This window comes from Enterococcus sp. AZ196, from assembly GCF_050498845.1.
GTDB lineage: Bacteria > Bacillota > Bacilli > Lactobacillales > Enterococcaceae > Enterococcus_A > Enterococcus_A murrayae.
Genome location: NZ_JBIPAM010000001.1, coordinates 1,755,001 through 1,781,848, shown reverse-complemented (window position 1 = coordinate 1,781,848; position 26,848 = coordinate 1,755,001). Strand labels below are relative to the sequence as shown.

Sequence of the window (26,848 nt, the reverse complement as noted above, 5' to 3'; positions counted from 1 at the left end):
GGACTCTGCAAAAAGGACGATTCTTTTAACGGAAGAGGGACGATTCATTTCTCATCAATGGTTTTTCAGAAAAAATCATGTATAATAGCTATTGAGTATAGGCACAGACCGTACTGAATACGGGGTCTGAGTAAGCTGAAACAATAGATAAATAAACTAGAGAGGTGGATTTTTTGAGTACAGTCAAAATAATTCCCTTCAGCGGAGTACGTGAAAATGGTAAAAACATGTATGCAGTTGAAGTGGATAATGATATTTTTGTCCTAGATTGCGGGCTGAAATATCCAGAAAATGAATTGCTGGGGATCGATGTCGTGATTCCTGATTTTACCTATTTAATTGAAAACGCAGAGCGCGTAGCGGGGGTCTTCTTGACTCATGGACATGCGGATGCGATTGGAGCGCTGCCTTATTTAGTATCTGAGGTAGCTGTACCGGTCTTCGGAACAGAACTGACGATTGAGCTGGCCAAATTAAATGTAAGCCAAAATGAAGAAAGCAAGGGATTTAAGGATTTCCATGTGATTGATGAGCATACTGAGATAGATTTTGGTACCGCAGTTATCAGCTTCTTCCGAACGACTCATACGATTCCGGATTCTGTCGGAATTAGCTTGAAAACAGATGAAGGCCACGTGGTTTATACGGGAGATTTCAAATTTGATCCGACTGCAATTCCAATGTATGCGACAAATTATCGTCGTCTAGCTGAGATTGGTTCGGAGGGCGTTCTGGCTTTGATGAGCTCCTCATCCAATGCTGAAAATCCAATTCAAGTTGCTTCTGAACGCGAAATTGCCAGCGAGGTTTACGATACGATCAATGAATGGGATGGACGAATCATTGTTGCTAGTGTGGCCAGCAACCTTCAGCGTGTGCAGCAGATTTTGAATGCAGCGGAAAAGGCTGGACGCAAAGTAGTGTTGACCGGACAGGATTTGGATCGCATCATAAAAACTGCGATGCGCTTGAATAAATTAGAAGTACCTGAAGACATCCTGGTTACGATCAAGGAAATGAAGAAATACTCTCCTGAGGAATTGATCATTTTAGAGACAGGACGTATGGGCGAGCCAATCAAGTCATTGCAAAAAATGGCGAATCGCTCCCATCGTAATCTAAAGATCGAAGATGGGGATTTAGTTTACATCACAACAACACCAACGATCGCGATGGAAACGACTGTAGCGAAAACAGAGGACATGATTTATCGTGCAGGCGGCGTTGTGAAAAGCATCTCCGAAAATTTACGCGTATCCGGCCATGCTAACCCTCGGGATCTGCAAATGATGATGAACTTTATGTCGCCGAAATATTTTGTTCCAGTACAGGGCGAATACCGTCAGTTAGCTGCTCATGCCAGCTTAGCAAATGAGATGGGCATCCCCTACAAAGATATTTTTATCACTGGACGCGGAGATGTGTTGGAATATAAAAATAAACACATGAGTGCAGCAGGTAGTGTTCCAGCAGACAATATCATGATCGATGGTATCGGTGTCGGTGATATTGGCAATATTGTTTTACGCGATCGGAAGGTACTGTCGGATGATGGGATCTTTGTCATTGTGGTAACGATCGATCGTAAACAGAAAAAAATCGTGTCAGCCCCTCAGATTACTTCTCGCGGATTTGTTTACATCAAGGCCAGCCGTGATTTGATCAAAGAAAGTGCTGAAACGACTAGTGAGATCGTAGAAAAACATCTACATTCTGACGATTTTGAATGGAGCAAATTAAAACAAGATATCCGCGATCAGCTGAGTCGCTATCTGTTTGAACAAACCAAACGTCGTCCAGTGATCCTTCCAGTTATCATGGAGGCGAATCAACGTCGGGGACGTCGCAAATAATTACACGGAAAGCATCTCTGGTCATTTTTTGATTCGAGATGCTTTTTTTGATACTTACTACTCTATTTTTTTGTTAAAAAGGAGTATTATTGTACTAGTAGTAAATGTAGAGAGGGCTGGTCAGATGTTGGAAAAACCATTAAAGTGTCCAAATTGCGGCATCCATTTTTTTGTCGATGAGGTGTTGAATGTGCAAGAACATCCCAAAGAAGCAATGCCAGTGGAATGTCCTAATTGTCACCATATTTATGAAAAGAGAATTACAAATGGCTATTTCATGACTTTTGAAGATCGTGAAGATGGGAAATATGATAAGGAAACGGGAGAATAATCTCTCGTTTTTATTTTGGTTTGCTTTTTTTTTAGAATATCCTTTAAAATAGCTATGGTCTATTTTTGAATTGGAAGGAGGTCTTTTAATGATGGCCGGCCGGATATTTTCATTTTTGGCATGCGCGTGACCTTCGTGGCCTCTTTAGCGATCTGTATGATTGCTCTAGTAATTTCTCTTGTGCGTTTTAGAAAAAGACCATAATTTGAAAAATCATTAGTACAAAAGAAGCTGATTGTTACGTGAATGGTAACGGTTGACTTCTTTTTTTTTAGGTACTCTGTTATACTGGTTTTGCTAAGCTGTACTAATACGATAGATAAATGCTTTAACGGGAGGAAACTATGGCGACAAAACATGATTTAATTTTAGAGCATATTGAAAATTTGCCAGTGGGAGAGCGCATCTCTGTCCGCAGTATTGCCAAGAATCTGAGTGTCAGTGAGGGAACTGCGTATCGCGCGATCAAAGACGCGGAAAATATTGGATTGGTATCGACGATTCAACGAGTGGGAACGATTCGAATCGAACGCAAATTGAAAAAAAATATTGAGAGATTAACCTTTGGTGAAGTTGTCCGCATCATTGAAGGAGAAGTTCTAGGCGGTTCGAATGGATTAGATAAGGATTTAAACAAGTTTGTAATTGGTGCTATGACAGAAGAGGCAATGCGCCGTTACATTACGCCAGGGTCATTATTGATCATCGGAAACCGCGAAGGCGCACAAAAGTTAGCGTTGCAGGATGGTGCCGCTGTGTTGATTACTGGTGGCTTTGATACCACACCTGAGATTGCTAAGCTGGCTGATGATTTAGGTCTGCCTGTTTTGAGTACGACCTATGATTCCTTTACCGTGGCTACTATGATCAATCGAGCATTGAGCGACCAGCTGATCAAAAAAGATATTATGCAGGTTAGTGATATCTACATGCCGCTGGAAAAAACGGTCTATTTAGAGGCGGGGGATACAATTTCCGAATACCATCGTCTTTCTCATGAAACGGGACATTCACGTTTTCCTGTTGTGAATAAAAGTATGCGCGTTTTAGGGGTCGTAACGGCCAAGGATGTTTTAGGAAAAGCTGAAAATCAAATGATTGACCGCGTCATGACTCGTGATCCGAATGTGGTTAAACAAAGTATGAGCGTGGCTTCTGTCAGCCATCAAATGATTTGGGATGGGCTTGAAATGATGCCGGTGGTGAAGGACGATCTTTCGCTGGTGGGAATGGTCAGTCGACAAGATGTCATGAAGGCAATGCAGCTGGTGCAGCGCCAGCCGCAAATGTCTAACACGATCTCTGATCAAATCGTCGGTGATATTGTAACGATTGACACAGACCGAGAGGATCAGTTGTTGGAAAATCCTTACTTCAAGTTTGAGGTTACGCCACAGATGGTCAATAGTGTTGGAACGATTTCATTCGGTGTACTGAGCGAGATCGTAGCGAATGTGGCCCAACGAAGTATCCTGATGGATCAACGCCGAAATACATTGATTGAACAAATGAATCTGCATTATTTACGCTTGATTCAATTGGAAAGCGAAATTGAAATACATTCGAAAACATTAGAACTGGGGCGACGCTCGGCCAAAGTTGATTTGGAAGTGTATATCGACAATGTGATCGTAGCTAAAGCGATCGTGGTCTGCCAAGTGATGGAGCGTTCTTAGAAAGAGGAAACAGCATGACAATTACAAATGAAATTTTACAGATGATAAAACAATATGATCGGATCATTATCCATCGTCATATGCGACCTGATCCAGATGCATTAGGTTCTCAATGCGGGTTGGCGGAGATCCTACGGGCAAATTTTCCGAAAAAGGAAATCTACCAAGTCGGAGGCCCAGTAGAGGATTTAGCTTTTCTAGCTAAAATGGATAAAATCCCTGACGAGTTATACCGAGGTGCTTTAGTAATCGTAACGGATACAGCGAATGCGCCGCGGATCAGTGGTGAGCGTTATAGCTTGGGAGATAAGCTGATCAAGATTGACCACCATCCCAATGATGATCCTTATGGTGATCTGCTTTGGGTCAATACGGAGGCCAGCAGCTGCAGTGAAATCATCGCTGACTTTGCTTTTGCGGAGAATTTAACACTGACGGAAAATGCTGCGCGTTTGTTATATGGAGGAATCGTTGGTGATACTGGCCGCTTTTTATATCCGGCTACGACCTCTCATACTTTGCAAGTAGCTGCGAAGTTGTTGGACTATGGGTTTGATGCTGTAAAATTGAATCGTGAGCTTGAACAGATAACGTTGGATGTAGCCAAGCTTTCCGGCTATTTATATCAAAACTTACAGATTGATGAAAATGGAGCGGGTTACGTATTTTTAGATCAGGCGATCTTAAAAAAATATGGGATCAAGGATTCTGATACTGCTGCGCTTGTGCCATTGCCTGGTACGATCGATGTCGTGCTGGCTTGGGCAGTGTTTGTGGAACAACCTGAAGGCTACTACCGAGTTCGACTTCGTTCCAAAGGTCCGGTCATCAATGAAGTAGCTAAACGCTATCATGGCGGGGGTCATCCGTTAGCTAGCGGAGCCAATGCAAAGGACCAAGCGATGTGTCAAGAAATCTATCGTGAGCTCCAAGTGTTATGTGAAAAATATCAAAAAAATGAAATTGTTTGAAAATAACTGATAAAAAGTATTGACAAAGCCTTCATCGGTCTATACAATTCAAATTGTTAACAAATACTGTTTCATGTGACTAGATCATACTAGGCATGAAAAGAAACGCAAGGAGCTTCCTTGTGCTTCTTTTCATGCCCTTTTTATTTGGCCAATAAACTAGTCGGAACAGTTGAATATTCTGCAGAATGAGGAAAACATATGAAAATCAAAAAGATATTGAATCAAAATGCAGTGCTTGTCGACGATCGCGGAGAAGAAAAGATCGCCATCGGTAAAGGTGTCGGCTTCAATAAGCAAAGAAATGATCTGCTTTTTTCACGTGAGATCGAGCGTTTGTTTGTGATGGAGCCGGAAGGGCAGCAAAAGTTACAGACCTTATTAAATCAAATAAATGAATCCTATTTTTTTGCTGCCGAAGCGATTGTTGACCATGCGGAGACTGTCCTGATGGAGAAGCTCAATGAGCACATCTTTATTTCTTTGACGGATCATATCGCCTTTGCCGCCCAAAACATCGCTAATGGAATCGTGATTCGCAACAAGCTGTTAAGCGAGATCGAGATCCTCTATAGCGAAGAATTCGGCATTGCGCAATGGGCAGTTGATTACTTGAATCGAACACTAGAGATTCCTTATGGCTATGATGAAGCTGGTTATATCGCAATCCATATCCATAGTGCTCGTACGGGAAAAAATAATAATCATGACAGTATCAGAGAAGTGACGATTATTTCCGATGTGATTCATTTGATTGAACAAGAGCTAGAGATAAATATCCATTCGCAGGAAATGGCTTTGGATTACTCTCGTCTTGCAAATCATCTGCGTCTGTTACTGCAACGGTATCAGAATCAACGTTATGCTGTTTTGGATCAGGACATTATTGAAATGGTCCGAAGCAAGTATCCCGAGAGTTATCAAGTCGCAAAGAAAATTCGGGTCTTTTTGATGAAGCACTATCAGTTAGCGATCACTACAGAAGAGTTGGGCTATGTCGCGATTCATGTAGAACGATTGCGAAAAATGAAAGAACATGAAGGAGAAGAATAAAATATGAAAGCATATATGCAGCGCATGGGACGTTCATTAATGTTGCCAGTAGCGACCTTGCCGGTAGCGGCTTTATTTATGGGAATTGGTTATTGGATCGATCCAAGCGGATGGGGCGGCAATAATTTATTGGCAGCCTTCTTGATTAAAGCAGGCGGAACGATCTTAGATAATTTAGGGGTGTTGTTCGCAGTTGGTTTAGCACTAGGGATGTCTAAAGATAAAGACGGAGCAGCAGCTTTGTCCGGTTTAGTAGCCTTCTTGACTCCGATGACTTTGGTCAATAGTGATGCGGTGGCTATGTTTACGAAAGTAGCCGTAGAAGACGTGAACATTGCTTTTGGAGCAATCAATTTTAAAAATGTATTCGTAGGGATTTTAGCCGGACTAGTAGCGGCAGCTATGTATAACCGCTTCAGTGGTGTAAAACTGCCAATGGCGCTCTCTTTCTTTAGTGGGAAGCGGCTCGTACCAATCGTAACAGCCGGTCTAATGGCAGCGATCTCAGCAGGTTTGATTTTCGTATGGCCGCCAGTTTATAACGCTTTGGTAAGCTTTGGTGAAATGATTTCCGGTATGGGGCCATTAGGAGCTGGCTTATATGGTCTCTTTAACCGATTATTGATTCCAACTGGTCTGCACCATGCATTGAATAATGTGTTCTGGTTTAACTTGGCTGGGATTGATGATATTGGTAAATTCTGGGCAAGTGAAGGGGTCAAAGGAATTACCGGTCGTTATCAAGCAGGCTTCTTCCCAGTTATGATGTTTGGTTTACCAGCTGGAGCGTTGGCAATCTATCATAGCGCCCGACCTGAAAAGAAAAAAATTACTGCTTCTTTAATGATTGCAGCCGCTTTTGCGTCATTCTTTACAGGTGTTACAGAGCCGCTTGAGTTTTCATTTATGTTTGTTGCGTGGCCATTGTATGTTGTTCATGCGATTTTAACAGGTATCTCTATGTTTATTGCAGCGACTTTCCAATGGACTGCTGGATTTAACTTTAGTGCTGGATTTATTGATTTCTTCTTAAGTTTGCGGGTTCCAATTGCCAATAAACCGTACATGCTGATTCTCTTAGGTCTTGTTATGGCGGTCATCTACTATGTGACATTCCGTTTTGTCATCACCAAATTTAATTTGATGACTCCAGGGCGTGAAGAAGATGACGGTGAGGAAATGCCGGATATCGCTACAGCTGGTGATAGTAAGCATGCTGTGATGGCGCAAAAGATATATGACGCGTTAGGCGGAGCTGCAAATGTAACAGCAATTGATAATTGTACGACTCGCTTGCGATTACAGGTCAAGGATACCGGAACGGTTAATCAAAGCAAGATTAAAGCAACCGGTGTTCCTGGATTAAAGGTAATAGACGATAAAAACATCCAAGTAATCGTCGGAACCGAAGTACAATTCGTTGCCGATGAGATGAACCGATTACAAGGAGGCAACAGCAGAAAGCAGCCAGTTGTTGATCAAACCGTGGTAGAAGAAGCACCTAAATCGCAGGATTTATTTGCAGTAGCGCAAGGACGTTTGGTGCCGATCACTGAAGTTTCTGATGATGTTTTCTCAGAAAAAATGATGGGAGACGGGTATGCTGTATTGCCAACTTCTGGTGAAATCTTCTCTCCTGTGGCAGGAACGATTTCGAATGTCTTTCCTACGAAACATGCAGTGGGGATTACCACTCCTACTGGCATCGAAGTGCTGTTGCACATGGGACTGGATACCGTAGATCTAGGCGGCAAGCCGTTTACTGTTTATGTGACCGCTGGACAACAAGTTGGGCGTGGACAAATGATTGCGAAGGTCGACTTGGAAGCTGTCGTTGCAGCAGGTAAGAAGACGGATATGATCGTGGCATTGACCAATATGGATAAAGTCGATAAGTTTGAATTGGCTGAGCAAAAGGATGTTCAAGCGAATGAAACGATTGGTGAATTAACAAGTAAATAAAGAATTAATGGGCTGTGTCTTTGCGACACGGCCCTTTTTTTGTTAAATCACTGCGATTAACAAAGTGTTTGCAGAATAAGTACTTTTTTTGCTGAATGATTGAACAGTTTCTCATGTTAAGTTATTTAATGACGGTTGTAAAAGGTGGTGTGAAATGTTTTTTGTTATTACAGAAATGGATTTAAAGGCTTATTGATAGTACAATTCATTTCCTTTGTTTTTTATAAAGAAAAAGAATTTTCTTTCATCTATTTACAATAACGTTATTTATCGGTATTATATTCTTATAAAATGAAAACGATTACTTTTTAATACTAATATAGTTTAACTCGGGGGTAGGAAAAATGGATGTAGCGAAATTGGGTCAAAGACAGCTCTTTTTGATGAAGTGGGAGAATCTTGAGAAGAGAATAATCAAACGGTATGAACAGAGTCAAAATGTTTTAGAGGTTGTTGAATATCTTGTGGCTGTTCTTGTGCGGAGCGCCATTTGTTCCCGCACGATTTCAGAGACGCTTCAAGCATTGATGCGAGAACTGTTCTTAACGTCAGAGCCTAATGATATGCTGCGTCGGTACGCTCCATATTTTGAAGAATATTGTAAAAACGATTGGGAAACCATTCTCAATCGCCTGTTTTCTAATGAAGCAGATTATTTGGCCTGTACTAAAGAAGCTCGTGCCTATAAAGACTACTTAACCGAAGAAGCTACACTGGACATTCGCCAGGCGGATCACATCTATATTGTGGAGTCCTTCTTTGAAGATATTAATGGCAAACGCCACAAGTTGACGATTCGCGAAACCGATCCCAATAAAACTAGGCTCGTGATTGCGAATATTTTACAGATTTTGACAACCTTGACGATTTTTGAAACAAACGGTGTGCGAAAATTCGTCAAGTTCATCAATTATGAAGGTTCAGGAAAAATCAGCACAACGTCCTATGACACTCGCGTAGAAATAGCGGAGGAGTCAGGGCAAGTATTGATGGAGAAAGCCGCTTCCACTGAGGATACAAGCGGAGAAGCACTCGCTTTTAATGATACAAATACTGGGGGAGCACCGAAGAAAAGCGTTGATTCGAATCGGAACGCCCCTGAAGAAGCGCTATTAACGAAACAAACCACGGCACCGCAAAAGGACGGCAGTGTAATGAAATCGGCCACAGCGACTTCTTCGGAGAAAAAGGCAAAAAAATCAGCCGCTATCTCGCAAAAATCGGACACCACCTACATGCGTTATGGTAAAACCGCCGAACAAATAGAAGAAGAGCGCGAGAAACGACGAATCGAAAGAAGGAAAAAGAACTATCTACAGAAAAGGAAGAAATAGCAGTATAACGAACAGGCAAAAAAGAAGGACAGCGTGATTGAAAAAAACAGACAATCAGGTCTTTTTAGTATGGGATAATGGCGCTTTGGAGGTTCAATGGTTGATCAGAAAGAACTCAGGCGGACGTCATCGCTGATGTTTTCTTTGAGTAGGACTTTTCAAGTCACGGTGTTTCCGCTAAACTTAGTGTTTAGAAAATAATTTTAGTGGAGGAAGATTATGCCAAATTGTCCAATGTGTCAATCAGAATATACTTATGAGGATCGCGGCTTATTTGTTTGCCCTGAATGCGGTCATGAATGGTCTGAAGGTGATGAGGTCGAGGAAGGATTGGTCGTCAAAGATAGTAACGGCAACCTGCTTCAAGAAGGCGACAGTGTTACTGTGATCAAGGATTTAAAAGTTAAGGGTGCGTCAGGCGCCATCAAGCAAGGAACCAAAGTGAAAAATATTCGCTTAGTTGAAGGGGATCATAATATTGACTGCAAAGTCGATGGCTTTGGTCCGATGAAATTAAAATCTGAATTTGTAAAGAAGTTATAAGCTAGAGAGATTTTTAGAGTTGTTTTCATAAAAAATTCATGCCTTTCGTGCTAAACTATGCTTAGGAAACGGATTATTTTAAACAGCCGCCTTGATTAAAGACGAACTATTTCATGTTCACAAGTTTGTTGGAAACAGATGTGTGACTTTTTTTAAAGCGGGCGAAGATTGGCTGGCTGATAGAAGTCTTTAGAATCAAGGATAGCGAAAAAGGAGAATGTCTATGTATGGGTATGGAATGCCTTATAATTTTCTAGATCCCACGTTTTTATTAGTGATTGCCGGGCTGGTCATCTCTGGGCTGGCATCTGCTTATGTCAATTCGACCTTTCGTAAATATGATGAGTTCCGCAGCAGTAAAGGCGTCACAGGAACACAAGCAGCGGAATATATTTTACGTAATCAAGGGATCAATGACGTCGGCGTTCAACAGATCGCTGGTGATTTAACGGATAATTACAACAGTGGGAATAAAATATTGAGCTTGTCCGAAGCGACTGCACAATCCACTTCGGTGGCAGCGATTGGTGTGGCGGCCCATGAATGCGGGCATGCCGTCCAAGATGCGAAAAATTATATTCCGCTGCGGATGCGGGCGGCGATCGTGCCGGTGGCCAATATCGGGTCGACCCTTTCTTTTCCTTTGATCCTGCTGGGTGTCTTTATGAGCTGGAACCAAACCTTGATCAATATCGGGATCTTAGCCTTTTCATTGGCCCTAGTTTTTCAACTGGTGACTTTACCGGTGGAATTTGATGCGTCACGACGGGCGCTAAGTATTTTACGCGAGGGGAATATGTTGGAGGAGGATGAATTGGCGGCGGCTCGGAAAGTGCTGTTTGCGGCTGCGTTGACTTATGTAGCGGCAGCGCTGGCAACCTTCCTGCAATTGCTGCGGTTGATCCTGCTGTTCGGTAATCGCAATCGAAATTAAGTATTGGCAATACGCCGGTTCTTTCAACCTGCAGACAAACTCTCTAAAAGGGAGGATGTCTGCAGGTTTTTCTTTTATAATGGGAGTGGAGAAGGATTTTTGACAGAAAAACAGATAAAAAGTTGATGTAGAGGAGGAAGACCTATGATGGAATGGCAAAGTTTATTTGAACCGCGGATATTGGAGCGGGGATTGGATTATTATCAGATGGGGCATGTTACTAACGTGATTGATGAAGCTGGTGTCCTATCCGCAATCGTAACAGGCACTCAGGATTACGAGGTCGAGCTTGATTTGAGCGAAGAGGATAACTTAGGCTTGTTCTGTGAATGTCCTTATGCCGCTGATCTGAATACCTGCAAGCATATGGCGGCAGTCTTTTTTGCTTGGGAAAATGGGGCGGCAAAAGAGGTGTCGGTCTTTTCAAAATCTGAGCTGGAAAAAGCTATTGCGGCAGCCGATGAAGTGACCTTGCGTGCGTTTCTGCTGGAAAGCTTGCAGCAGGATCAGAGTTTGGCACAACGTTTCATGGGCAGGATTCAGAAAAGTGGAATTACCAGTAATACGGCTGATCCGTTTTTTCAAGTAAATCAGATCGTGGATCGCTATACAGATTATTCTGATTACATTAATTATGATCATGCTTTTGGCTTTGCTGCTGATCTATCTGCGTTTTTGGATGCCGAGGTTCAGTCGTTGATTGATGAAGAGCGGTATCACGAAGCCTTCGATTTAACGAACGCTGTTTTTCAAACGATTGGTGAGGTGGAAATCGATGATTCCAATGGGGAGATCGTTTTTTTAGGAAATGAATGCTATGAGATCTGGCAGCGGATTCTTTCGCTGGTTGATCCAGATACGAAGAATGACATGTTTATTTGGTTTTCACGTCAGTTGGCTGAGCTGGAGCATGATTTTTTATTAGAGCTCATTCAACAAATCATCGCAGAAGAGTTTCAAGAGCTGAACTTTGCAGAACAAAAGCTGCAACGCGTTGAAGAAATGCTTGAAGAGGCGGCCAAACAGAATGAGTTTATCAGGGATTACTCGCTTGCTTCTTGGGGGATAATAAAGGCTGAATTATTGGAGCAGCTGGGAAAACCAGATGAAGAAATCGAGGCCTTTTATCGAAGTATGTGGAACCATAATGAGATCCGGCAAAGGTATATTAAGCGCTGCATTGACCAGAAAAATTTTTATCGAGCGATCGAAGTATTAAAGGAAAGTATCATTTTGGACAAAGAGTATCGCGGATTGGTCAGTGAGTACAGTATTCAGTTAAAAAATCTTTATTTGCAATTAGGAGAAAAAGAGGCTTATGTAGAGCAGTTGTATCACTTGATTTATGAAGACGATCCAGGCAGCTTGGAGACTTTTCGCGAGTTGAAACAGCTGTATTCGACAGATGAGTGGCGACCGATCCGGGATAAAATCTTTAATAAACTTGCGGGAGAGGTCGTACTGGATGATCTGTACGTAGAAGAGCAGTGCTACGACCTGCTGATGGAAGAAGTTGAGAAGTCCTTTATGCTTTATAAAACGCAATCTTATCTGGTCATCTTGAAGGACCGTTATCCTGAACGTTTGCTGGAGAAATACAAAAAAGAGATTCGTGGTGTGCTGCATGAATCTTCTAGCCGCAAAAAATACCGCGACATTGTTTATTTGCTGCAAGACATGAAGAAGATACCAGATGGTAAAAAGGTACTGACAGATTTTGTCCAGGAGCTGAAGACGACTTATCCGAGACGACCTGCCCTGTTAGAAGAGCTTGAACGCGTTTAGCAAACATGTAAATAGTTCGATTTGTATGTTTATCTAACCATAAAGATTTCGCTTTCATTTCTCGGTAGTTCTTATTACTGATAATTTTGAGTGTGTGGTATGATGGAATTAAGGATGACAGTCTAATTTTTCGTGAGAGAAATTAGCTCATTAATACGAATAAGGAGCTGATACTATGAAAAGATCGACCAAGGTCAAAATCGGAGTAGGCGTGATTGTTGCAGCGAGTACAGCCACAGCTGTCGTTGCTTCTGGGAAGCTGATTGAAAAGGCTCGTCATGTATCAAATCGTTGCAAAGTAAAACGTTTCGTCAGTGATAAGTTTGACGGCAGTGAAACATTGCTTGCAATTGTAGATAAGCTGTCAGATGAAGATTTAGATAATATTATGGGTATTTTAGACAAGATCAAAAGCGGAAAAAAGCGCGTATCGGTCTATGGTGATTCCATCAAAGATACGACCGAGGATTTGAAAGACCGATTGATGGATTTTGTAGATAAAGTAATGTAATTGATGTGCCAGCGATGGCGCATCTTTTTTTGTTGAAAAAGTTATGCTAAAGTAAGTTGATTAGAAATACAGTTAAATGAGTGAGGAACAAAATGGAGCGAGAAAGTCAGTTAACAGAAGAAGAAAAGCTTTTTTTCATGCAAGCAGCGATTGCTGAAGCAAAAAAAGCAGAAGCGCTTGCCGAGGTTCCGATTGGTGCGGTCATCGTTTATCATGGCGAGATTATCGGACGGGGGCATAATCTGCGGGAGCATAGTCAGGACGCAACGAGTCATGCCGAAATGTTTGCTATCCGAGAGGCGTGTCAGTATTTGGATAGCTGGCGTTTGGAGGAATGTCAGCTGTTTGTAACGCTGGAGCCTTGTCCGATGTGCAGCGGGGGCATGATTTTATCGCGGGTGGAAGAGGTCTATTTTGGGGCCTATGATCCGAAAGGCGGAACAGCAGGCACATTGATGAATTTACTAACAGACGAGCGCTTCAATCATCGGGCTTATGTCGAGGGAGGCATTCTGGAAGAGGAATGTGGGATGCTATTGACCAATTTCTTTCGAGCGATTCGGGCACGGAAAAAAAAGACTAGTCAAAACGAGTAGAATTTGTTATACTATTTTTTGCCGAAAGGCAGGACAATGCCGGGCCTGTGAATTGTGTCAGGTCTGGAAGGAAGCAGCACTAAGTGGGATCCGGCATGTGTCTGATATAAACTGCGTAACAGCAAGCCTGAGAGCTTGCTTTTTTATTTGTCTGAATCCAAAAGGGGCAAACGCTATTTGCCTTTTTCGTTCAATTTCGCCCCTATATTGGCCTTGGTTTTCTTGATTTTCTTGGTTGCTAGTGTAGGCCTTCATTAATATTAAATAATATTGTTGATTATTTTGCGTGCTTTTTTCTCCGATAGATGGTATAGTATATCAGTAATCGATTTTGAAATGTGATTTGGACTGTATATATTTAAACGTATTGAACTCCTTTTACTATCAACAATTAATTGCAAAAAAAAACGTACTTTGATACGTATCAGGAGGAAACATACATGAATAACGGTACAGTAAAATGGTTTAATGCAGACAAAGGTTTTGGATTTATTACAGGTGAAGATGGCAATGATGTATTTGCTCATTTCTCAGCTATCCAAGGCGACGGCTTCAAAACTTTAGAAGAAGGTCAAGCAGTGACTTTCGATGTTGAAGAAGGCCAACGTGGACCTCAAGCTACAAACATCCAAAAAGCTTAATAAAAATTAGTTGATTTATCTACCGTCTCCTCCTAGGGGCGGTTTTTTTTTGCTCTTCGTCAAATCGTGTTGTTTCGATCAAATCACTTTAAGGAAACGCTTTGGCGTTTCCTTTTTTGGTTTTATTCAAATAGAACCAGACAATTGAACCGCGAGCTTTTTTTTATTGAAGTTTCGCGTAGTGACTATTAATTGAAGCTCTTACAAAATAGGCGTACACTGAGGGTAGAAGATTTTGGAGGTGCAGCGATGAAGGAGAAGAAAGCCTTTCATATTAATGGTTATTTAGGTTTAGTTGGATTGATTGTCCTTTTTGGACTTGGTATTTGGGCGGTTTTTATTGGAAACGAATCACGTAGTTTCGGGTTGATTTTCTTGGGCATTGTTTTATGGATCGTGGGCGTTTTGTTTTTAAGCTCCTTAACAATCGTTGGACCCAACAGGGCAAAAGCGGTTCTGTTTTTTGGTAAATATCTTGGAACGATTAAAGAAAACGGGTTGTTTATTACGACGCCATTAACACGCAAGATTCCTGTATCACTGAAGGTACGGAATTTTAATAGTTCACTTTTGAAGGTGAATGACTCAGATGGGAATCCTGTTGAAATTTCAGCAGTCGTGGTTTTTCGTGTAGTGGATACTGCCAAAGCGCTGTTTGATGTTGATTATTATTTGGATTTTGTAGAGATTCAAAGCGAGACAGCGATCCGACATATTGCGACTCAATATCCTTATGATACCTTCAATGACGATGATTTGACGCTGCGGGGCAACACGACTGAGGTTTCTGAAGAATTAGCAACGGAACTGCAAGAACGGTTGGCGATGGCTGGAGTAGAAGTGATTGAAACGCGGTTAAATCACTTAGCTTATGCAACGGAGATCGCGAATGCAATGCTGCAGCGGCAACAAGCGAAAGCGATATTATCTGCTAGGCAGACGATTGTTGAAGGTGCAGTGACTATGACCCAGATGGCGCTTGAACAAATTGAAAATGGGCAGAACATTCATTTTACTGATGATCGTAAAGTTCAGCTTATTAACAATTTATTGGTTTCGATCATTACGGATAAAGGAACACAGCCCGTAATAAATACAGGAGATCTATCAGAAAAATAGGAGGAGTCGCGATGAAAAAACTGTATATAAAACAAAAGGTTTTTAGTATCGGTGAAAAATTTACTGTGATGGATGAGGAGCAGCAGCCGCGCTATTTTGTCAAAGGCAGTTTTATGAAGATTCCTAAAACCTTTTCGATTGAAGATGAACGCGGCCACGAAATCAGCCGAATCACGAAGAAAGTTATTAGTCTTTTGCCGAAATTCTTTGTTGAGATGAATGGGGAAGAGACGATTGAGATTTCAAAGCAACTAAGTTTCTTTAAGGCGAAATATTCAATTTCTGCCGCGGATTTGACGGTCAACGGCAACTGGTGGGATATGGATTTTGAAGTGTTGCAAAAAGGACAGAAGGTTGCAGATATAAATAAACGCTGGATATCATGGGGAGATACGTATGAGATTACTATTTTGAATGAAACGTTAGAAGAATTAATTATCTCTTTAGTGATTGCGATTGATTGTGTGAAAGAAGATGAAGCAGCTTCGGCATCGTCATCCAGCTAAAAAAATACTGTCGTTGACTGGAAAAAGTCAACGACAGTATTTTTTTTAGAAAAGAGTTATTTCTTGGAGCATAGGGTTTTCTATTGCGAGTAATTGTTCCTTCAGTTTTAGACCTTCATCGCTTGAGCCTGAATAGCCAACGAGTTTGCCATTTTTTCCGATCACTCGATGACAGGGAATGAGAATCGGCAACGGGTTATTTCGATTTGCTTGCCCGATTGCTCGGACCGCCTTTTTTCGTTGGATTTTTTCAGCAATATCAAGGTAGCTGCATGTTTCACCATAAGGAATTTCCGCCAATGCCTGCCACACTTCCTGCTGGAAATCTGTTCCGATCTCAAAAACATAAGGAATATCGAAAGTTTTCCGTTCACCAGCTAAAAATTCTACGAGTTGATGCTTTGCTGTTTGAAGGATCTTCTGATTGGCTAACGGATTTTCAGCGAGCGGGGTATACGATATACGGCTCAATGCTGATTGGTTGGCATCTAACCAAATGGTTCCGAGAGTTGATTCAAATTTCATGATTTCACCTGCTTTTCAGCGAACGAGTTCGTTCAGCCTTGTTAAGCTATATGTTACTATAGATGGAACAAGAAGAGTTGAAAAGAGGTAGAATAATGGAAAAAATTATTCTTTTACATACGAATGATCTCCACTCTCATTTGGAAAATTGGCCGAAGATTCGCCGCTTTCTGTTGAATCGAAAACAAGAAGAGACTGCAGAAAAAAGGGTAATCACTATTGATTTAGGAGATTTTGTCGATCGCTGGCACCCGTTAACAGAAGCCACGAATGGTCAAGCAAATGTCCAGCTGATGAACCAAATTCATTATGATGCGGCAACTATCGGTAATAATGAAGGGGTCGGAAATTCAAAAGCTGAGTTAAACCATTTATACGATCAAGCGAATTTTGATGTTTTATTGGACAATCTTTTTGATAAGCAAACGTTGCAGCCGCCTGAATGGGCGCAACAGTCTAAAATCATCACGACAGATCAAGGAACCAAAGTAGGCCTGTTGGCGTTCACCGCGCCTTTCCCGTTGACCTATAGTCCTAATGGCTGGGACATTCGTCAAGTGATGGATATCTTACCGGAGCTTGTGGCGGAGCTGCGTCAAAAGGTTGATGTTTTAGTTTTGCTGAGTCATCTAGGGATCAGCGTTGATCGGCGAATCGCTCGGGAGCTGCCGGAAATTGACGTCATCTTAGGTTCCCATACGCATCATTTGTTCGAGGATGGCGAAAAAATAGGGAATGTTCAATTAGCAGCCGCGGGAAAATATGGCTATTACGTTGGTGAAGTCCATGTGACGGTAGATGAAAACCATCGAATTCTCCAAACAACTGCTCATACTTTTCCTACTGAAAAAATGCTGGCCTTGCCAGAGGATCAGGAAGAAATCAAAGATTACCTGCAAGAAGGGCATCGATTATTGGCGGAGAAAAAAGTAGCAGATGTTCCCTTTACATTGAGTACAGATCTGCAGGCAGAACATCCGATGATCGACTACACCTTGTCTGCTGTAAAAGAAGCGGCGGGCACAGAAGCAGCCGTTTTAAATTCGGGTCTGTTTTTGACTGATGTGCCAGCAGGAATTGTCAATCAAGATCAGCTTCATACGGCATTGCCGCATCCAATGCACTTAATCAAGGTTACACTAGATGGGGATAATCTGATTCGGCTGATTCTAGAGATGGAAAAGAACCGACATTTTCTCATCAATTTTCCTGTAATAGGGATGGGGTTCCGCGGCAAGATTTTTGGTCACCTTGTTTATGATGGAATCGAGTATGATCGAGTCAATCACCAAGTTCGCTGGCTTGGCGAGCCGATCGACCCTGAGCTGGATTATACGATAGCGACAGTGGATCATTTCATGTTTGTTCCTTTCTTTCCAACGATTGAAATCGCTGGTCGCTATGAATTTTTATTTCCAGATTTTATTCGCAGTGTTTTAGGAGACTATCTCCACACTCACTATCCAATCAAATAAAAACAAGGTATAATAGCAAACAGGTGGTGAAACGATGGCAAAAGAAAAAAGAGATAGAAAAGAAAAGAACAACAATCCAGAAAAAACAGTCACTGAAGAGTTGACTGAGGTTTTAGATGAAATCGTTGAGAACCCCGCTGAAGAAAAGACAAAAGGAGAACCCGTCGTATTTGTTGATGATAGTAATCTTTTGATTGGTGAACGCCAATATCGCTTAGTTAGAAATTATCGTGAAGGCTTTGATGCCGAACGTTTAGGTGAACGCTTTAGTGAGGTCTTGACACGCTATGATTACATCGTCGGTGATTGGGGCTATGACCAGTTGCGCCTTAAAGGTTTTTTCCGTGAAGATGATCGAAAAAGCTTGCCGGAACAACGGATTGACACATTAGAAGATTACTTGTATGAGTATTGTAACTTTGGATGTGCCTATTTTGTGTTGGAACGAACAGGAGGCAAGCGGCAGCAAAATCGTAAAAAACGCAAGCGTAAGCGTAAGGATAAGCCGCAAGCATACATTGAAGAGAAGAAAGAGCTTGTGACGGATAAGCCGAAGAAAAAACCAATCATCAAAAACCGTCAGCCGAAAAAAGAAATTCCTGCAAAAACAAAAGAAAAGGACGAACGCTTCGTGATTCGTCAAAGGGAAGAGTAGTAAGATGTACAAAGGATATTTAATTGATTTAGATGGAACGATCTATCGCGGCAGTGAACCGATCCCAGCCGGCCGCCGTTTTGTTGAACAGCTGCAAGCACGGGGGCTTCCATTTTTATTTTTGACTAACAATACAACGAAAACACCTGAGACAGTAGCGAATCGATTATCGGATGAGTTTTCTATTCATGTAAGCCCGGAAACTGTCTACACAGCAACGCTAGCAACGATTGATTATATGAATGCTGCTTCCAAAGGCAAAAAGGTTTACGTCATCGGAGAACCTGGTCTGATCGATCCTATTTTGTCTGCCGGGTATGTTTGGGATGAGGAAAGCCCAGATTATGTCGTAATTGGTTTAGATACAGAGGTTACATACGAGAAGTTTGTCACAGCAACATTAGCGATTCAAAAGGGCGCCATGTTTATTGGAACGAATCCAGATAAAAATATCCCTACTGAACGCGGCTTGTTACCAGGAGCAGGTTCAGTGATTGCGATGGTAGAAGCCTCTACGCAACAAAAAGCGGTCTATATCGGCAAGCCTGAAGCAATTATTATGGATAAAGCGGTGGAAATTTTAGGTCTGGAAAAATCGGATGTCTTGATGGTGGGGGATAATTACACGACGGATATCTTGGCAGGGATCAATAATGCTATTGATTCTCTCTTAGTTTTATCTGGCTTCACACAAAAAGCTGATGTTCCAACGCTACCTGTGCCGCCAACGTATCTTGTAGATTCACTAGATGAATGGAGCTTTGATGAAAAATAAATGGCTAGAGCGAATCGGCTTGATTTGTTTGATTGTAACGCTGCTTACATTAGCGATTACAATGACAATCAATGCTCGCTGGCTTTATCAGTTTGATATCGGACATTTAGAGTTGTTGGACTATACGACGCTTTCAACGAAAGAGCTGCTGCATAATTTTGATCAATTAATGCGTTACTTGAATCTGCCATGGGTAGAAACACTCAAAATGGATGATTTTCCGGTTTCAGTTAGCGGAGCACTGCATTTTTATGAAGTGAAGAAATTATTTCTTTTGAACTATGGCCTGTTACTAGCGACGATGGTACCTAGTATCTTTTATGTGCGCCACCTAGTGAAACAGCAGCGATTGTGGACGATGGTTCAACCGTTTCGTATAGGTGTTGCGGTTCCGATCGTGGTCGCGTTTTTAATGGCGGTGAATTTTGATCGATTTTTCGTTCTTTTTCATGGTGTTTTTTTCAACAATGACGCATGGATTTTTAATCCAGCGACTGATCCGATCATAAACGTCTTGCCGGAGACATTTTTCCTTCATTGTTTTATTTTATTTTTTGTTTTACTAGAAATTTTTTATCTCTTACCGATTTATATTGGCAAAAGAGCATTAAAAAAAGAGCGGTAAGCTCTTTTTTTAATGCTCTTATTTGACGATAGAATCTAGTTTGCGGGGATGCTCGTGGGCTAATCGACTAGCAGCTGAAGCGGCGATTGCGCCAACAAGATCATCTAAGAAGGTGTGGACGTGTACACCGTCATGCTCGTTAAGCTTTTTCAATATACCCGGCTTCACTTTGTCGATGTAGCCGTAATTCGTGAAGCCGATTGAGCCATAAACATTCACGATGGAAAGTGCCATAATCTCATCGATGCCGTACAGGCCTTCGTCTTCTTCCAGGATATTTTGCAAGGGATAATCCAGCTTCTTTTGTTCAGCCAGCTTATCCAGTTCGATCCCAGTTATGATCGCGTTGTGAACTTCGCGTTTAGTCAACACACGATTGACGCTGTGGATACATAATTCAATATCTAACTTGTCAATATAGTCTTTTTGTAAAAAGAAGACCAGTTCTGCGATATCTCGAATAGTAACGCCGCGTTCTTCCAAGAGTTCTCGGGCTTTTTGTTCAAGAGCGGTTGTTTCGAATACCATATCGTACCTCCGTTAAACTTATATTTGTGGAAATAGGCTCGTGCTGTGTCCAGGCTGTGTGCGGTTTTTAGGATTTATATAGTGCAAAGCATTATTGACAGCGGTGGGGGCTTCGCCCATCCCAGTAGCGATCAATTTCACTTTGCCATCATAGGTAGTGATATCTCCGCAGGCATAGACACCAGGAATCGATGTGCGCATGTCCGATTCAACAAGGATCGCTTGTCGTGTGCTTTCCAATCCCCAAGACCGTAAATGATCCAATGAAGAAGAAAAGCCGTAGTTGACGATCAAGTAATCCACGTTCAATGTAATTGTCTCATCACTTTTCGCCTTTTGTAAAGTCACGTCCTCTAAATCTTTTTCCCCATGCAGCTCTTTTAAGAGGTAGGGGGTGTAGATATTTACTGAGGACTCCTTCAACTTTTGGACACTATGCTCATGGCCGCGAAAATTATCCCGGCGATGGATGATCGAAACTTCCGCAGCGATTGGTTCTAACATTAATGCCCAATCAATCGCAGAATCACCGCCGCCTGCAATGGCGACTTTTTTTCCGGCATATTTCATCAAATCATTTATATAGTAATCAATTCCATAATTTTCAAAAGCATCTGCACCATCGATCTGCAGACGTCTTGGCTGGAACGAGCCATTGCCGATAGCCAGTATAACTGCTTTAGTGTAGTGACTATCCTTATTGGTTATCAGCTCCAGGTAGTCATCATGCTGCTTTAATTCCAAAACTTCTTCATCCAAACAATAGGTGTGTGAAAAACTTCGTAGCTGTTTCTCTAGGTTGCCAACGAGGTCCGCCGCCTTAACAATGGGGAACCCGGGAATGTCATAAATATTTTTCTCAGGATAAAGTGTTGTTAATTGTCCGCCCAGTTGAGGCAAACTATCGATCAACTTTGTTTTGGCTTGGCGAATTCCAGCATAAAAAGCTGCAAACATACCGACAGGCCCTGCACCTATGATGGTAATATCAAAAATCTCCATATCAACACCCTTTCTTTCTATCGATTGTAACAAATAAATGAGAGAGAAAGAAACGCTTAGTTTGGGGAGGTGGCAAAATCAGAAAAGTTTGTTATGATGGACACAGCAAAAAATAAAGGAGGATTTTGAAGTGACTCAATTTCCACAATTAAACTTAACCGAAGAAAAAGGACCTAAAGCAACGATTAAAACAAATATGGGCGACATCAAAGTTCAATTGTTTCCGGAAGAAGCACCTAAAACAGTTAAAAACTTTGTTGAATTAGCGAAGAAGGGGTATTACGATGGCGTAATTTTCCACCGTGTCATTCCTGATTTCATGATTCAAGGCGGAGACCCAACTGGTACTGGAATGGGCGGCGAAAGTATTTATGGTGAAAAATTTGAAGATGAATTTTCACGGAACCTGTTCAATTTGCGTGGCGCCTTGTCAATGGCAAATGCTGGACCAAACTCTAACGGCAGCCAGTTTTTCATCGTAAACAATCAAAACGTTCCTGCTAATATGATGGCACAATTAGAAGAAGCTGGGTTCCCAGGCGAAATTATCGAAACCTACAAACAAGGCGGAACACCGTGGTTAGATTTCCGTCATACGGTTTTTGGTCATGTGACTGAAGGAATGGATGTCGTAGATGACATCGCTGCTGCTAAACGCGGAGCACAAGACAAACCTGTTCACGATATAGTAATCGAATCAATTGAGATCTCAGAATAAAAAATACGGCCCGCGGGCCGTATTTTTTATTTTAATGCATTAGCGATTCGTTTTAACCCTTCTGAAAGAGTTGCTTGCGGGCAAGCAACGTTTAGGCGCATATGCTGTTTGCCGCTCGGACCGTAACTAATTCCCGCGTTTAAAACCACTTTTCCTCCATGAACTAAGCGTTCTTCAAGCTCTTCGTCAGAAAGTTTGTATTCTGAAAAATCCAGCCATAATAAATAGGTTCCTTCCGGACTCATGATGTGTACATTTGGCAAATGTTCTTTGAAAAATAGCATTGTGTACTCGATGTTCGATTGGATATAGGGCAATAGCTCCGCCAACCATTCTTCGCCAGTATTGTATGCAGCCTCCATACCAACCAAGCCAAATGTATTAATCTCCTGTTGAAAGTTTTGTTCTTGCTTGTGAACCAACTGTTTGCGCAACTGCTCGTTTTTTACTAGGACGATCGAATTTTTGATTCCGGCTAGATTAAAGGTTTTAGTCATAGAAGTAAATTGCAAACTAAAATCACTGAAATTTTCTCCCGCCTCAAAGAAGGAAGTCATTTTATTTGGCGCGAAAACTAGATCCTGATGGATTTCATCGCTGAAGATAAGAACCTTGTATTTTCGGCAAAGCTCTCCTAGCTGAAGCAGCTCATCCTTTAACCAGACACGACCGCCGGGATTGTGGGGATTACACAAGATCATGACTTTTACCTTGTGCTGCTTGAATTTTTCCTCGATATCTGCAAAGTCCATTTCGAAACGCCCGTTCTTTTCGATTAACGAGCTGCGGATCAATTGACGCTGGTTAGTTGTGATAATAGTTGAGAAAGGAGGATAGACTGGATCATGGATCAAGATGGCATCGTTCGGCTGGGTAAATGCTTGAACTGCGGTTGCTATCCCAGCTAACACACCTGAGAAGAAAAGAATATCGTCTTTTTCTAAGGTGAGGCAGTGATGCTTTTTTTCCCAATCAATAATGGCTGTGTAAAGACCTTCTGGTGTATCTGCATAGCCTAATATTCCGTGATCCAATAATTTTTGATACGCTTGTAATACGCCTGCTGGTGCTTTGAAATCCATATCGGCAATCCACAATGGCAACAGTTCCTTCTCATGATACATTTGGAGAATAGTATCCCACTTTACGCTATTGGTGCCTAGACGATCAATTGGTTGTTCAAATTTTGACATTCTTCTTCCTCCTACTTGCTAGCTTCAATTTTATTTATAAATACAGTATAATAAAACATGCGAAAAGAGGGAAACGAATGGAATATAAAATTGGAGATATTATTGAAGGAAGAGTCACAGGGATTCAGCCCTATGGTGCGTTTATCTCGTTAGATGATCAGACACAGGGGTTAGTTCATATTTCGGAGGTTCAATCGGGGTATACAAAGAACATCCATAGCTTTTTAGAAATTGGTCAAGTGGTGAATGTTCAGATCATTGATATTGATGAGTATACGAAGAAAATCAGTTTGTCTTTACGAACACTGGCAGAGCATCCTGCAGAAGTGCCTTATCATCGGAAACGCTACTTTACAAATCGCAACAAAAATATTGGATTCCGTTCGTTGGAGAAGAATATGCCAAAGTGGACGGATGAAGCAGTCGATTTTCTTTTGAAAGAGCGCGTTGAAAATTTATCATAGGTTTATGCAAAGAATATCTTTTTTTCAGAAAACATGTTACAATGAGGTCGATTTACGATTAGCTTTTACAGAGGTGAAAATTGTGACAAAACAAGTGTCTGGAACAATCATGTTGCATTTAGAAGATGGATCAAAACGTTTTTTAGTCCACGAAATAGGAAACGATAAGGAATTTGCACGCACTGATACCAAAGCCGAAAACACCGTTTTAGCTAGTTTCTTGAATTTTTTAAAGGCTACACTACATATTAACGTTGATGATATTCGATTAGTCGAATTAACCAACACACAATCACATGGGGCTAGTTTACCTCTTTATGTGTTTGAAATGACTGGTGAGACAGCTACTGAATTACCAGAAGGATTCGCTTGGGAAAGTCCTGATAGCGTAAGAAAAATCCTTGGAACAATCGAAATCGAAGGTGTACCATTATTTGAATAAGTATTAAAAAGGAGCTTATGAAAATAAGTTCTTTTTTTTTGAAAAAAATAGTTGACCGATGATTGAATAAGTGGTAAATTAATAAACGTTGCTGATACAGCTAAAGACGAACAATGTGATTTGAGTTTTAAAAAACTTCAAAAAAACCATTGACATTCACTTGGCAACCTGTTAAGATATAAAAGTTGCTGAAACAAAGCAACAAACAATGTAGACCTTTGAAAACTGAACGAATAAAACAAACCAAATGTGTAGGGCGTTTCTATTTAATAGAAACAAACAACATAGCAAGCAATATGCTAGCAAGTCAATTAATACAATTGAGCTTAACAGTTTAACGACTGTTTCAAACACTTTATATGAGAGTTTGATCCTGGCTCAGGACGAACGCTGGCGGCGTGCCTAATACATGCAAGTCGAACGCTTTTTCTTTCACCGGAGCTTGCTCCACCGAAAGAAAAGGAGTGGCGAACGGGTGAGTAACACGTGGGTAACCTGCCCATCAGAAGGGGATAACACTTGGAAACAGGTGCTAATACCGTATAACAATCGAAACCGCATGGTTTCGGTTTGAAAGGCGCTTTTGCGTCACTGATGGATGGACCCGCGGTGCATTAGCTAGTTGGTGAGGTAACGGCTCACCAAGGCAACGATGCATAGCCGACCTGAGAGGGTGATCGGCCACATTGGGACTGAGACACGGCCCAAACTCCTACGGGAGGCAGCAGTAGGGAATCTTCGGCAATGGACGAAAGTCTGACCGAGCAACGCCGCGTGAGTGAAGAAGGTTTTCGGATCGTAAAACTCTGTTGTTAGAGAAGAACAAGGATGAGAGTAAAATGTTCATCCCTTGACGGTATCTAACCAGAAAGCCACGGCTAACTACGTGCCAGCAGCCGCGGTAATACGTAGGTGGCAAGCGTTGTCCGGATTTATTGGGCGTAAAGCGAGCGCAGGCGGTTTCTTAAGTCTGATGTGAAAGCCCCCGGCTCAACCGGGGAGGGTCATTGGAAACTGGGAAACTTGAGTGCAGAAGAGGAGAGTGGAATTCCATGTGTAGCGGTGAAATGCGTAGATATATGGAGGAACACCAGTGGCGAAGGCGGCTCTCTGGTCTGTAACTGACGCTGAGGCTCGAAAGCGTGGGGAGCAAACAGGATTAGATACCCTGGTAGTCCACGCCGTAAACGATGAGTGCTAAGTGTTGGAGGGTTTCCGCCCTTCAGTGCTGCAGCTAACGCATTAAGCACTCCGCCTGGGGAGTACGACCGCAAGGTTGAAACTCAAAGGAATTGACGGGGGCCCGCACAAGCGGTGGAGCATGTGGTTTAATTCGAAGCAACGCGAAGAACCTTACCAGGTCTTGACATCCTTTGACCACTCTAGAGATAGAGCTTCCCCTTCGGGGGCAAAGTGACAGGTGGTGCATGGTTGTCGTCAGCTCGTGTCGTGAGATGTTGGGTTAAGTCCCGCAACGAGCGCAACCCTTATTGTTAGTTGCCATCATTTAGTTGGGCACTCTAGCGAGACTGCCGGTGACAAACCGGAGGAAGGTGGGGATGACGTCAAATCATCATGCCCCTTATGACCTGGGCTACACACGTGCTACAATGGGAAGTACAACGAGTCGCGAAGTCGCGAGGCTAAGCTAATCTCTTAAAGCTTCTCTCAGTTCGGATTGTAGGCTGCAACTCGCCTACATGAAGCCGGAATCGCTAGTAATCGCGGATCAGCACGCCGCGGTGAATACGTTCCCGGGCCTTGTACACACCGCCCGTCACACCACGAGAGTTTGTAACACCCGAAGTCGGTGAGGTAACCTTTTGGAGCCAGCCGCCTAAGGTGGGATAGATGATTGGGGTGAAGTCGTAACAAGGTAGCCGTATCGGAAGGTGCGGCTGGATCACCTCCTTTCTAAGGAATCAGTTCATCTAAGATGAACGTTACGGAAACTACACAGGCTTGCTTTTATTCGTTCAGTTTTGAGAGGTCTACTCTCAAATCGTTCATTGAAAACTGGATACAGAAACATAATTTTAAACAAACCGAGAACACCGCGTTGAATGAGTTTTTTAATACGTTCAATTGCTTATTTTTTTCTGATTGGGAAGTCTATCGCTAGATGAAACAATCAAACCCCTAACGCAAGTTAGGATAAGGTTAAGTGAATAAGGGCGCACGGTGGATGCCTTGGCACTAGGAGCCGATGAAGGACGGGACTAACACCGATATGCTTCGGGGAGCTGTAAGTAAGCTTTGATCCGGAGATTTCCGAATGGGGAAACCCAGCATCTTTTATAGGATGTTACTTTTCAGTGAATACATAGCTGATTAGAGGTAGACGCAGAGAACTGAAACATCTAAGTACCTGCAGGAAGAGAAAGAAAAATCGATTCCCTGAGTAGCGGCGAGCGAAACGGGAAAAGCCCAAACCAAGAGGCTTGCCTCTTGGGGTTGTAGGACTCCAATATGGTAGTTCAGTGAGATAGTCGAAGGACCTGGAAAGGTCTGCTGGAAAGGGTAAAAGCCCCGTAGACAAAATTTGACTGGCACCTAGGAGGATCCTGAGTACGGCGGAACACGAGGAATTCCGTCGGAATCCGGGAGGACCATCTCCCAAGGCTAAATACT

Annotated in this window: 26 protein-coding genes, 2 rRNA genes and 1 other RNA gene (1 of these 29 cut by a window edge); 25 read left to right on the top strand and 4 right to left on the bottom strand. The window is 42.2% G+C overall.

Features of this window, described 5'->3' with window-relative positions:
• The first annotated feature begins 173 nt into the window (after positions 1 to 173).
• The 16 genes from IGI67_RS08715 (at position 174) to IGI67_RS08640 (ending at position 15,815) form a co-directional block, all read left to right on the top strand.
• Positions 174 to 1,853, top strand: a complete 1,680-nt coding sequence (locus IGI67_RS08715; RefSeq protein ID WP_207109882.1) for a ribonuclease J — start codon at positions 174 to 176, stop codon at positions 1,851 to 1,853.
• A 124-nt stretch (positions 1,854 to 1,977) separates the two neighbouring features.
• Positions 1,978 to 2,184: a hypothetical protein gene (locus IGI67_RS08710; protein ID WP_207109883.1), complete on the top strand. Its 207-nt coding sequence runs from the start codon at positions 1,978 to 1,980 to the stop codon at positions 2,182 to 2,184.
• Positions 2,185 to 2,528: 344 nt separating this feature from the next.
• Complete coding sequence (locus IGI67_RS08705; RefSeq protein WP_207109885.1) at positions 2,529 to 3,860, top strand: DRTGG domain-containing protein; 1,332 nt, start codon at positions 2,529 to 2,531, stop codon at positions 3,858 to 3,860.
• Between the two features lie 14 nt (positions 3,861 to 3,874).
• The gene (locus IGI67_RS08700; RefSeq protein ID WP_429957429.1) at positions 3,875 to 4,831 is read left to right on the top strand and encodes a DHH family phosphoesterase; all 957 of its coding nucleotides are present in this window, start codon (positions 3,875 to 3,877) and stop codon (positions 4,829 to 4,831) included.
• A gap of 201 nt (positions 4,832 to 5,032) precedes the next feature.
• Complete coding sequence (locus tag IGI67_RS08695; protein ID WP_207109887.1) at positions 5,033 to 5,884, top strand: PRD domain-containing protein; 852 nt, start codon at positions 5,033 to 5,035, stop codon at positions 5,882 to 5,884.
• Between the two features lie 3 nt (positions 5,885 to 5,887).
• Positions 5,888 to 7,846, top strand: a complete 1,959-nt coding sequence (nagE, locus tag IGI67_RS08690; protein ID WP_429957428.1) for an N-acetylglucosamine-specific PTS transporter subunit IIBC — start codon at positions 5,888 to 5,890, stop codon at positions 7,844 to 7,846.
• Positions 7,847 to 8,190: 344 nt separating this feature from the next.
• Positions 8,191 to 9,180, top strand: a complete 990-nt coding sequence (locus tag IGI67_RS08685; protein WP_429957427.1) for a hypothetical protein — start codon at positions 8,191 to 8,193, stop codon at positions 9,178 to 9,180.
• A 219-nt stretch (positions 9,181 to 9,399) separates the two neighbouring features.
• Positions 9,400 to 9,723, top strand: a complete 324-nt coding sequence (locus IGI67_RS08680; protein ID WP_207109890.1) for a zinc ribbon domain-containing protein YjdM — start codon at positions 9,400 to 9,402, stop codon at positions 9,721 to 9,723.
• A gap of 223 nt (positions 9,724 to 9,946) precedes the next feature.
• Positions 9,947 to 10,657 carry a zinc metallopeptidase gene (locus IGI67_RS08675; protein ID WP_429957426.1) on the top strand — a complete coding sequence of 237 codons (711 nt, stop codon included), beginning with the start codon at positions 9,947 to 9,949 and terminating at the stop codon, positions 10,655 to 10,657.
• Between the two features lie 144 nt (positions 10,658 to 10,801).
• The gene (locus IGI67_RS08670) at positions 10,802 to 12,442 is read left to right on the top strand and encodes an SWIM zinc finger family protein (RefSeq protein ID WP_429957425.1); all 1,641 of its coding nucleotides are present in this window, start codon (positions 10,802 to 10,804) and stop codon (positions 12,440 to 12,442) included.
• 175 nt (positions 12,443 to 12,617) lie between these two features.
• Positions 12,618 to 12,953: a hypothetical protein gene (locus tag IGI67_RS08665; RefSeq protein WP_207109893.1), complete on the top strand. Its 336-nt coding sequence runs from the start codon at positions 12,618 to 12,620 to the stop codon at positions 12,951 to 12,953.
• A 92-nt stretch (positions 12,954 to 13,045) separates the two neighbouring features.
• Positions 13,046 to 13,549, top strand: a complete 504-nt coding sequence (tadA, locus tag IGI67_RS08660) for a tRNA adenosine(34) deaminase TadA (RefSeq protein ID WP_429957424.1) — start codon at positions 13,046 to 13,048, stop codon at positions 13,547 to 13,549.
• 26 nt (positions 13,550 to 13,575) lie between these two features.
• Positions 13,576 to 13,659, top strand: an RNA gene (gene ffs, locus IGI67_RS08655) — signal recognition particle sRNA small type.
• Between the two features lie 330 nt (positions 13,660 to 13,989).
• The gene (locus tag IGI67_RS08650; protein ID WP_090407834.1) at positions 13,990 to 14,190 is read left to right on the top strand and encodes a cold-shock protein; all 201 of its coding nucleotides are present in this window, start codon (positions 13,990 to 13,992) and stop codon (positions 14,188 to 14,190) included.
• Positions 14,191 to 14,439: 249 nt separating this feature from the next.
• Entirely contained in the window at positions 14,440 to 15,309 is an 870-nt protein-coding gene (locus IGI67_RS08645) for an SPFH domain-containing protein (protein ID WP_429957423.1), read from the top strand.
• 11 nt (positions 15,310 to 15,320) lie between these two features.
• The gene (locus IGI67_RS08640) at positions 15,321 to 15,815 is read left to right on the top strand and encodes an LURP-one-related/scramblase family protein (protein WP_429957422.1); all 495 of its coding nucleotides are present in this window, start codon (positions 15,321 to 15,323) and stop codon (positions 15,813 to 15,815) included.
• Positions 15,816 to 15,860: 45 nt separating this feature from the next.
• On the opposite strand, the gene IGI67_RS08635 is transcribed toward IGI67_RS08640, so the two are convergent.
• Complete coding sequence (locus tag IGI67_RS08635) at positions 15,861 to 16,340, bottom strand: methylated-DNA--[protein]-cysteine S-methyltransferase (RefSeq protein ID WP_429957421.1); 480 nt, start codon at positions 16,338 to 16,340, stop codon at positions 15,861 to 15,863.
• A 95-nt stretch (positions 16,341 to 16,435) separates the two neighbouring features.
• Between IGI67_RS08635 and IGI67_RS08630 the strand changes: the two genes are divergently transcribed.
• From IGI67_RS08630 to IGI67_RS08615, 4 genes are read left to right on the top strand one after another with little or no spacing between them, the layout of a single operon-like run.
• The gene (locus tag IGI67_RS08630; protein WP_429957420.1) at positions 16,436 to 17,815 is read left to right on the top strand and encodes a bifunctional metallophosphatase/5'-nucleotidase; all 1,380 of its coding nucleotides are present in this window, start codon (positions 16,436 to 16,438) and stop codon (positions 17,813 to 17,815) included.
• Between the two features lie 34 nt (positions 17,816 to 17,849).
• The gene (locus IGI67_RS08625; protein WP_207109899.1) at positions 17,850 to 18,470 is read left to right on the top strand and encodes a YutD family protein; all 621 of its coding nucleotides are present in this window, start codon (positions 17,850 to 17,852) and stop codon (positions 18,468 to 18,470) included.
• 4 nt (positions 18,471 to 18,474) lie between these two features.
• On the top strand, positions 18,475 to 19,245 hold the full coding sequence (locus IGI67_RS08620; RefSeq protein ID WP_207109900.1) for a TIGR01457 family HAD-type hydrolase: 771 nt from the start codon (positions 18,475 to 18,477) through the stop codon (positions 19,243 to 19,245).
• Positions 19,235 to 19,870, top strand: coding sequence for a TIGR01906 family membrane protein (locus IGI67_RS08615; protein WP_429957419.1), 636 nt, complete (start codon positions 19,235 to 19,237; stop codon positions 19,868 to 19,870). Before IGI67_RS08620 ends, IGI67_RS08615 begins: the two co-directional genes overlap by 11 nt.
• 18 nt (positions 19,871 to 19,888) lie before the next feature.
• Here the strand turns inward: IGI67_RS08615 and IGI67_RS08610 are convergent, their stop codons facing one another.
• Together IGI67_RS08610 and IGI67_RS08605 are read right to left on the bottom strand one after the other, a co-directional pair.
• Entirely contained in the window at positions 19,889 to 20,398 is a 510-nt protein-coding gene (locus tag IGI67_RS08610; RefSeq protein WP_207110832.1) for a phosphatidylglycerophosphatase A family protein, read from the bottom strand.
• 18 nt (positions 20,399 to 20,416) lie between these two features.
• Positions 20,417 to 21,400, bottom strand: a complete 984-nt coding sequence (locus IGI67_RS08605; RefSeq protein WP_429957418.1) for an NAD(P)/FAD-dependent oxidoreductase — start codon at positions 21,398 to 21,400, stop codon at positions 20,417 to 20,419.
• Between the two features lie 130 nt (positions 21,401 to 21,530).
• Here IGI67_RS08605 and IGI67_RS08600 point away from each other — a divergent pair, with 130 nt between their 5' ends.
• Positions 21,531 to 22,118 (top strand): peptidylprolyl isomerase, encoded by a 588-nt coding sequence (locus IGI67_RS08600; RefSeq protein WP_207110830.1) that lies wholly within the window; start codon positions 21,531 to 21,533, stop codon positions 22,116 to 22,118.
• A 26-nt stretch (positions 22,119 to 22,144) separates the two neighbouring features.
• On the opposite strand, the gene IGI67_RS08595 is transcribed toward IGI67_RS08600, so the two are convergent.
• Positions 22,145 to 23,311, bottom strand: coding sequence for a MalY/PatB family protein (locus IGI67_RS08595; RefSeq protein ID WP_429957417.1), 1,167 nt, complete (start codon positions 23,309 to 23,311; stop codon positions 22,145 to 22,147).
• 77 nt (positions 23,312 to 23,388) lie between these two features.
• On the opposite strand from IGI67_RS08595, the gene IGI67_RS08590 reads away from it, so the two are divergent.
• From IGI67_RS08590 to IGI67_RS08575, 4 genes are all read left to right on the top strand, one after another.
• Positions 23,389 to 23,775 (top strand): CvfD/Ygs/GSP13 family RNA-binding post-transcriptional regulator, encoded by a 387-nt coding sequence (locus tag IGI67_RS08590; RefSeq protein WP_207110828.1) that lies wholly within the window; start codon positions 23,389 to 23,391, stop codon positions 23,773 to 23,775.
• 79 nt (positions 23,776 to 23,854) lie between these two features.
• Positions 23,855 to 24,217, top strand: coding sequence for a hypothetical protein (locus IGI67_RS08585; protein ID WP_347401827.1), 363 nt, complete (start codon positions 23,855 to 23,857; stop codon positions 24,215 to 24,217).
• Positions 24,218 to 24,572: 355 nt separating this feature from the next.
• A 16S ribosomal RNA gene (locus tag IGI67_RS08580) occupies positions 24,573 to 26,131 on the top strand.
• Positions 26,132 to 26,375: 244 nt separating this feature from the next.
• Positions 26,376 to 26,848: ribosomal RNA gene (locus tag IGI67_RS08575) — 23S ribosomal RNA — on the top strand (it continues 2,440 nt past the right edge of the window).
• The 16S and 23S rRNA genes sit together here, the layout of an rRNA operon.

Excerpts from the sequence above, each read along its gene's own strand:
- IGI67_RS08595 (WP_429957417.1), bottom strand. The coding sequence starts at position 23,311 with ATGTCAAAATTTGAACAACCAATTGATCGTCTAGGCACCAATAGCGTA.
- IGI67_RS08705 (WP_207109885.1), top strand. The coding sequence starts at position 2,529 with ATGGCGACAAAACATGATTTAATTTTAGAGCATATTGAAAATTTGCCA.
- IGI67_RS08665 (WP_207109893.1), top strand. The coding sequence starts at position 12,618 with ATGAAAAGATCGACCAAGGTCAAAATCGGAGTAGGCGTGATTGTTGCA.
- IGI67_RS08625 (WP_207109899.1), top strand. The coding sequence starts at position 17,850 with ATGGCAAAAGAAAAAAGAGATAGAAAAGAAAAGAACAACAATCCAGAA.
- IGI67_RS08685 (WP_429957427.1), top strand. The coding sequence starts at position 8,191 with ATGGATGTAGCGAAATTGGGTCAAAGACAGCTCTTTTTGATGAAGTGG.
- IGI67_RS08635 (WP_429957421.1), bottom strand. The coding sequence starts at position 16,340 with ATGAAATTTGAATCAACTCTCGGAACCATTTGGTTAGATGCCAACCAA.
- IGI67_RS08640 (WP_429957422.1), top strand. The coding sequence starts at position 15,321 with ATGAAAAAACTGTATATAAAACAAAAGGTTTTTAGTATCGGTGAAAAA.
- IGI67_RS08630 (WP_429957420.1), top strand. The coding sequence starts at position 16,436 with ATGGAAAAAATTATTCTTTTACATACGAATGATCTCCACTCTCATTTG.
- IGI67_RS08695 (WP_207109887.1), top strand. The coding sequence starts at position 5,033 with ATGAAAATCAAAAAGATATTGAATCAAAATGCAGTGCTTGTCGACGAT.
- IGI67_RS08710 (WP_207109883.1), top strand. The coding sequence starts at position 1,978 with ATGTTGGAAAAACCATTAAAGTGTCCAAATTGCGGCATCCATTTTTTT.
- IGI67_RS08615 (WP_429957419.1), top strand. The coding sequence starts at position 19,235 with ATGAAAAATAAATGGCTAGAGCGAATCGGCTTGATTTGTTTGATTGTA.
- IGI67_RS08680 (WP_207109890.1), top strand. The coding sequence starts at position 9,400 with ATGCCAAATTGTCCAATGTGTCAATCAGAATATACTTATGAGGATCGC.
- IGI67_RS08610 (WP_207110832.1), bottom strand. The coding sequence starts at position 20,398 with ATGGTATTCGAAACAACCGCTCTTGAACAAAAAGCCCGAGAACTCTTG.
- IGI67_RS08620 (WP_207109900.1), top strand. The coding sequence starts at position 18,475 with ATGTACAAAGGATATTTAATTGATTTAGATGGAACGATCTATCGCGGC.
- IGI67_RS08605 (WP_429957418.1), bottom strand. The coding sequence starts at position 21,400 with ATGGAGATTTTTGATATTACCATCATAGGTGCAGGGCCTGTCGGTATG.
- IGI67_RS08590 (WP_207110828.1), top strand. The coding sequence starts at position 23,389 with ATGGAATATAAAATTGGAGATATTATTGAAGGAAGAGTCACAGGGATT.
- IGI67_RS08650 (WP_090407834.1), top strand. The coding sequence starts at position 13,990 with ATGAATAACGGTACAGTAAAATGGTTTAATGCAGACAAAGGTTTTGGA.
- nagE (WP_429957428.1), top strand. The coding sequence starts at position 5,888 with ATGAAAGCATATATGCAGCGCATGGGACGTTCATTAATGTTGCCAGTA.
- tadA (WP_429957424.1), top strand. The coding sequence starts at position 13,046 with ATGGAGCGAGAAAGTCAGTTAACAGAAGAAGAAAAGCTTTTTTTCATG.
- IGI67_RS08645 (WP_429957423.1), top strand. The coding sequence starts at position 14,440 with ATGAAGGAGAAGAAAGCCTTTCATATTAATGGTTATTTAGGTTTAGTT.
- IGI67_RS08670 (WP_429957425.1), top strand. The coding sequence starts at position 10,802 with ATGATGGAATGGCAAAGTTTATTTGAACCGCGGATATTGGAGCGGGGA.
- IGI67_RS08700 (WP_429957429.1), top strand. The coding sequence starts at position 3,875 with ATGACAATTACAAATGAAATTTTACAGATGATAAAACAATATGATCGG.
- IGI67_RS08675 (WP_429957426.1), top strand. The coding sequence starts at position 9,947 with ATGTATGGGTATGGAATGCCTTATAATTTTCTAGATCCCACGTTTTTA.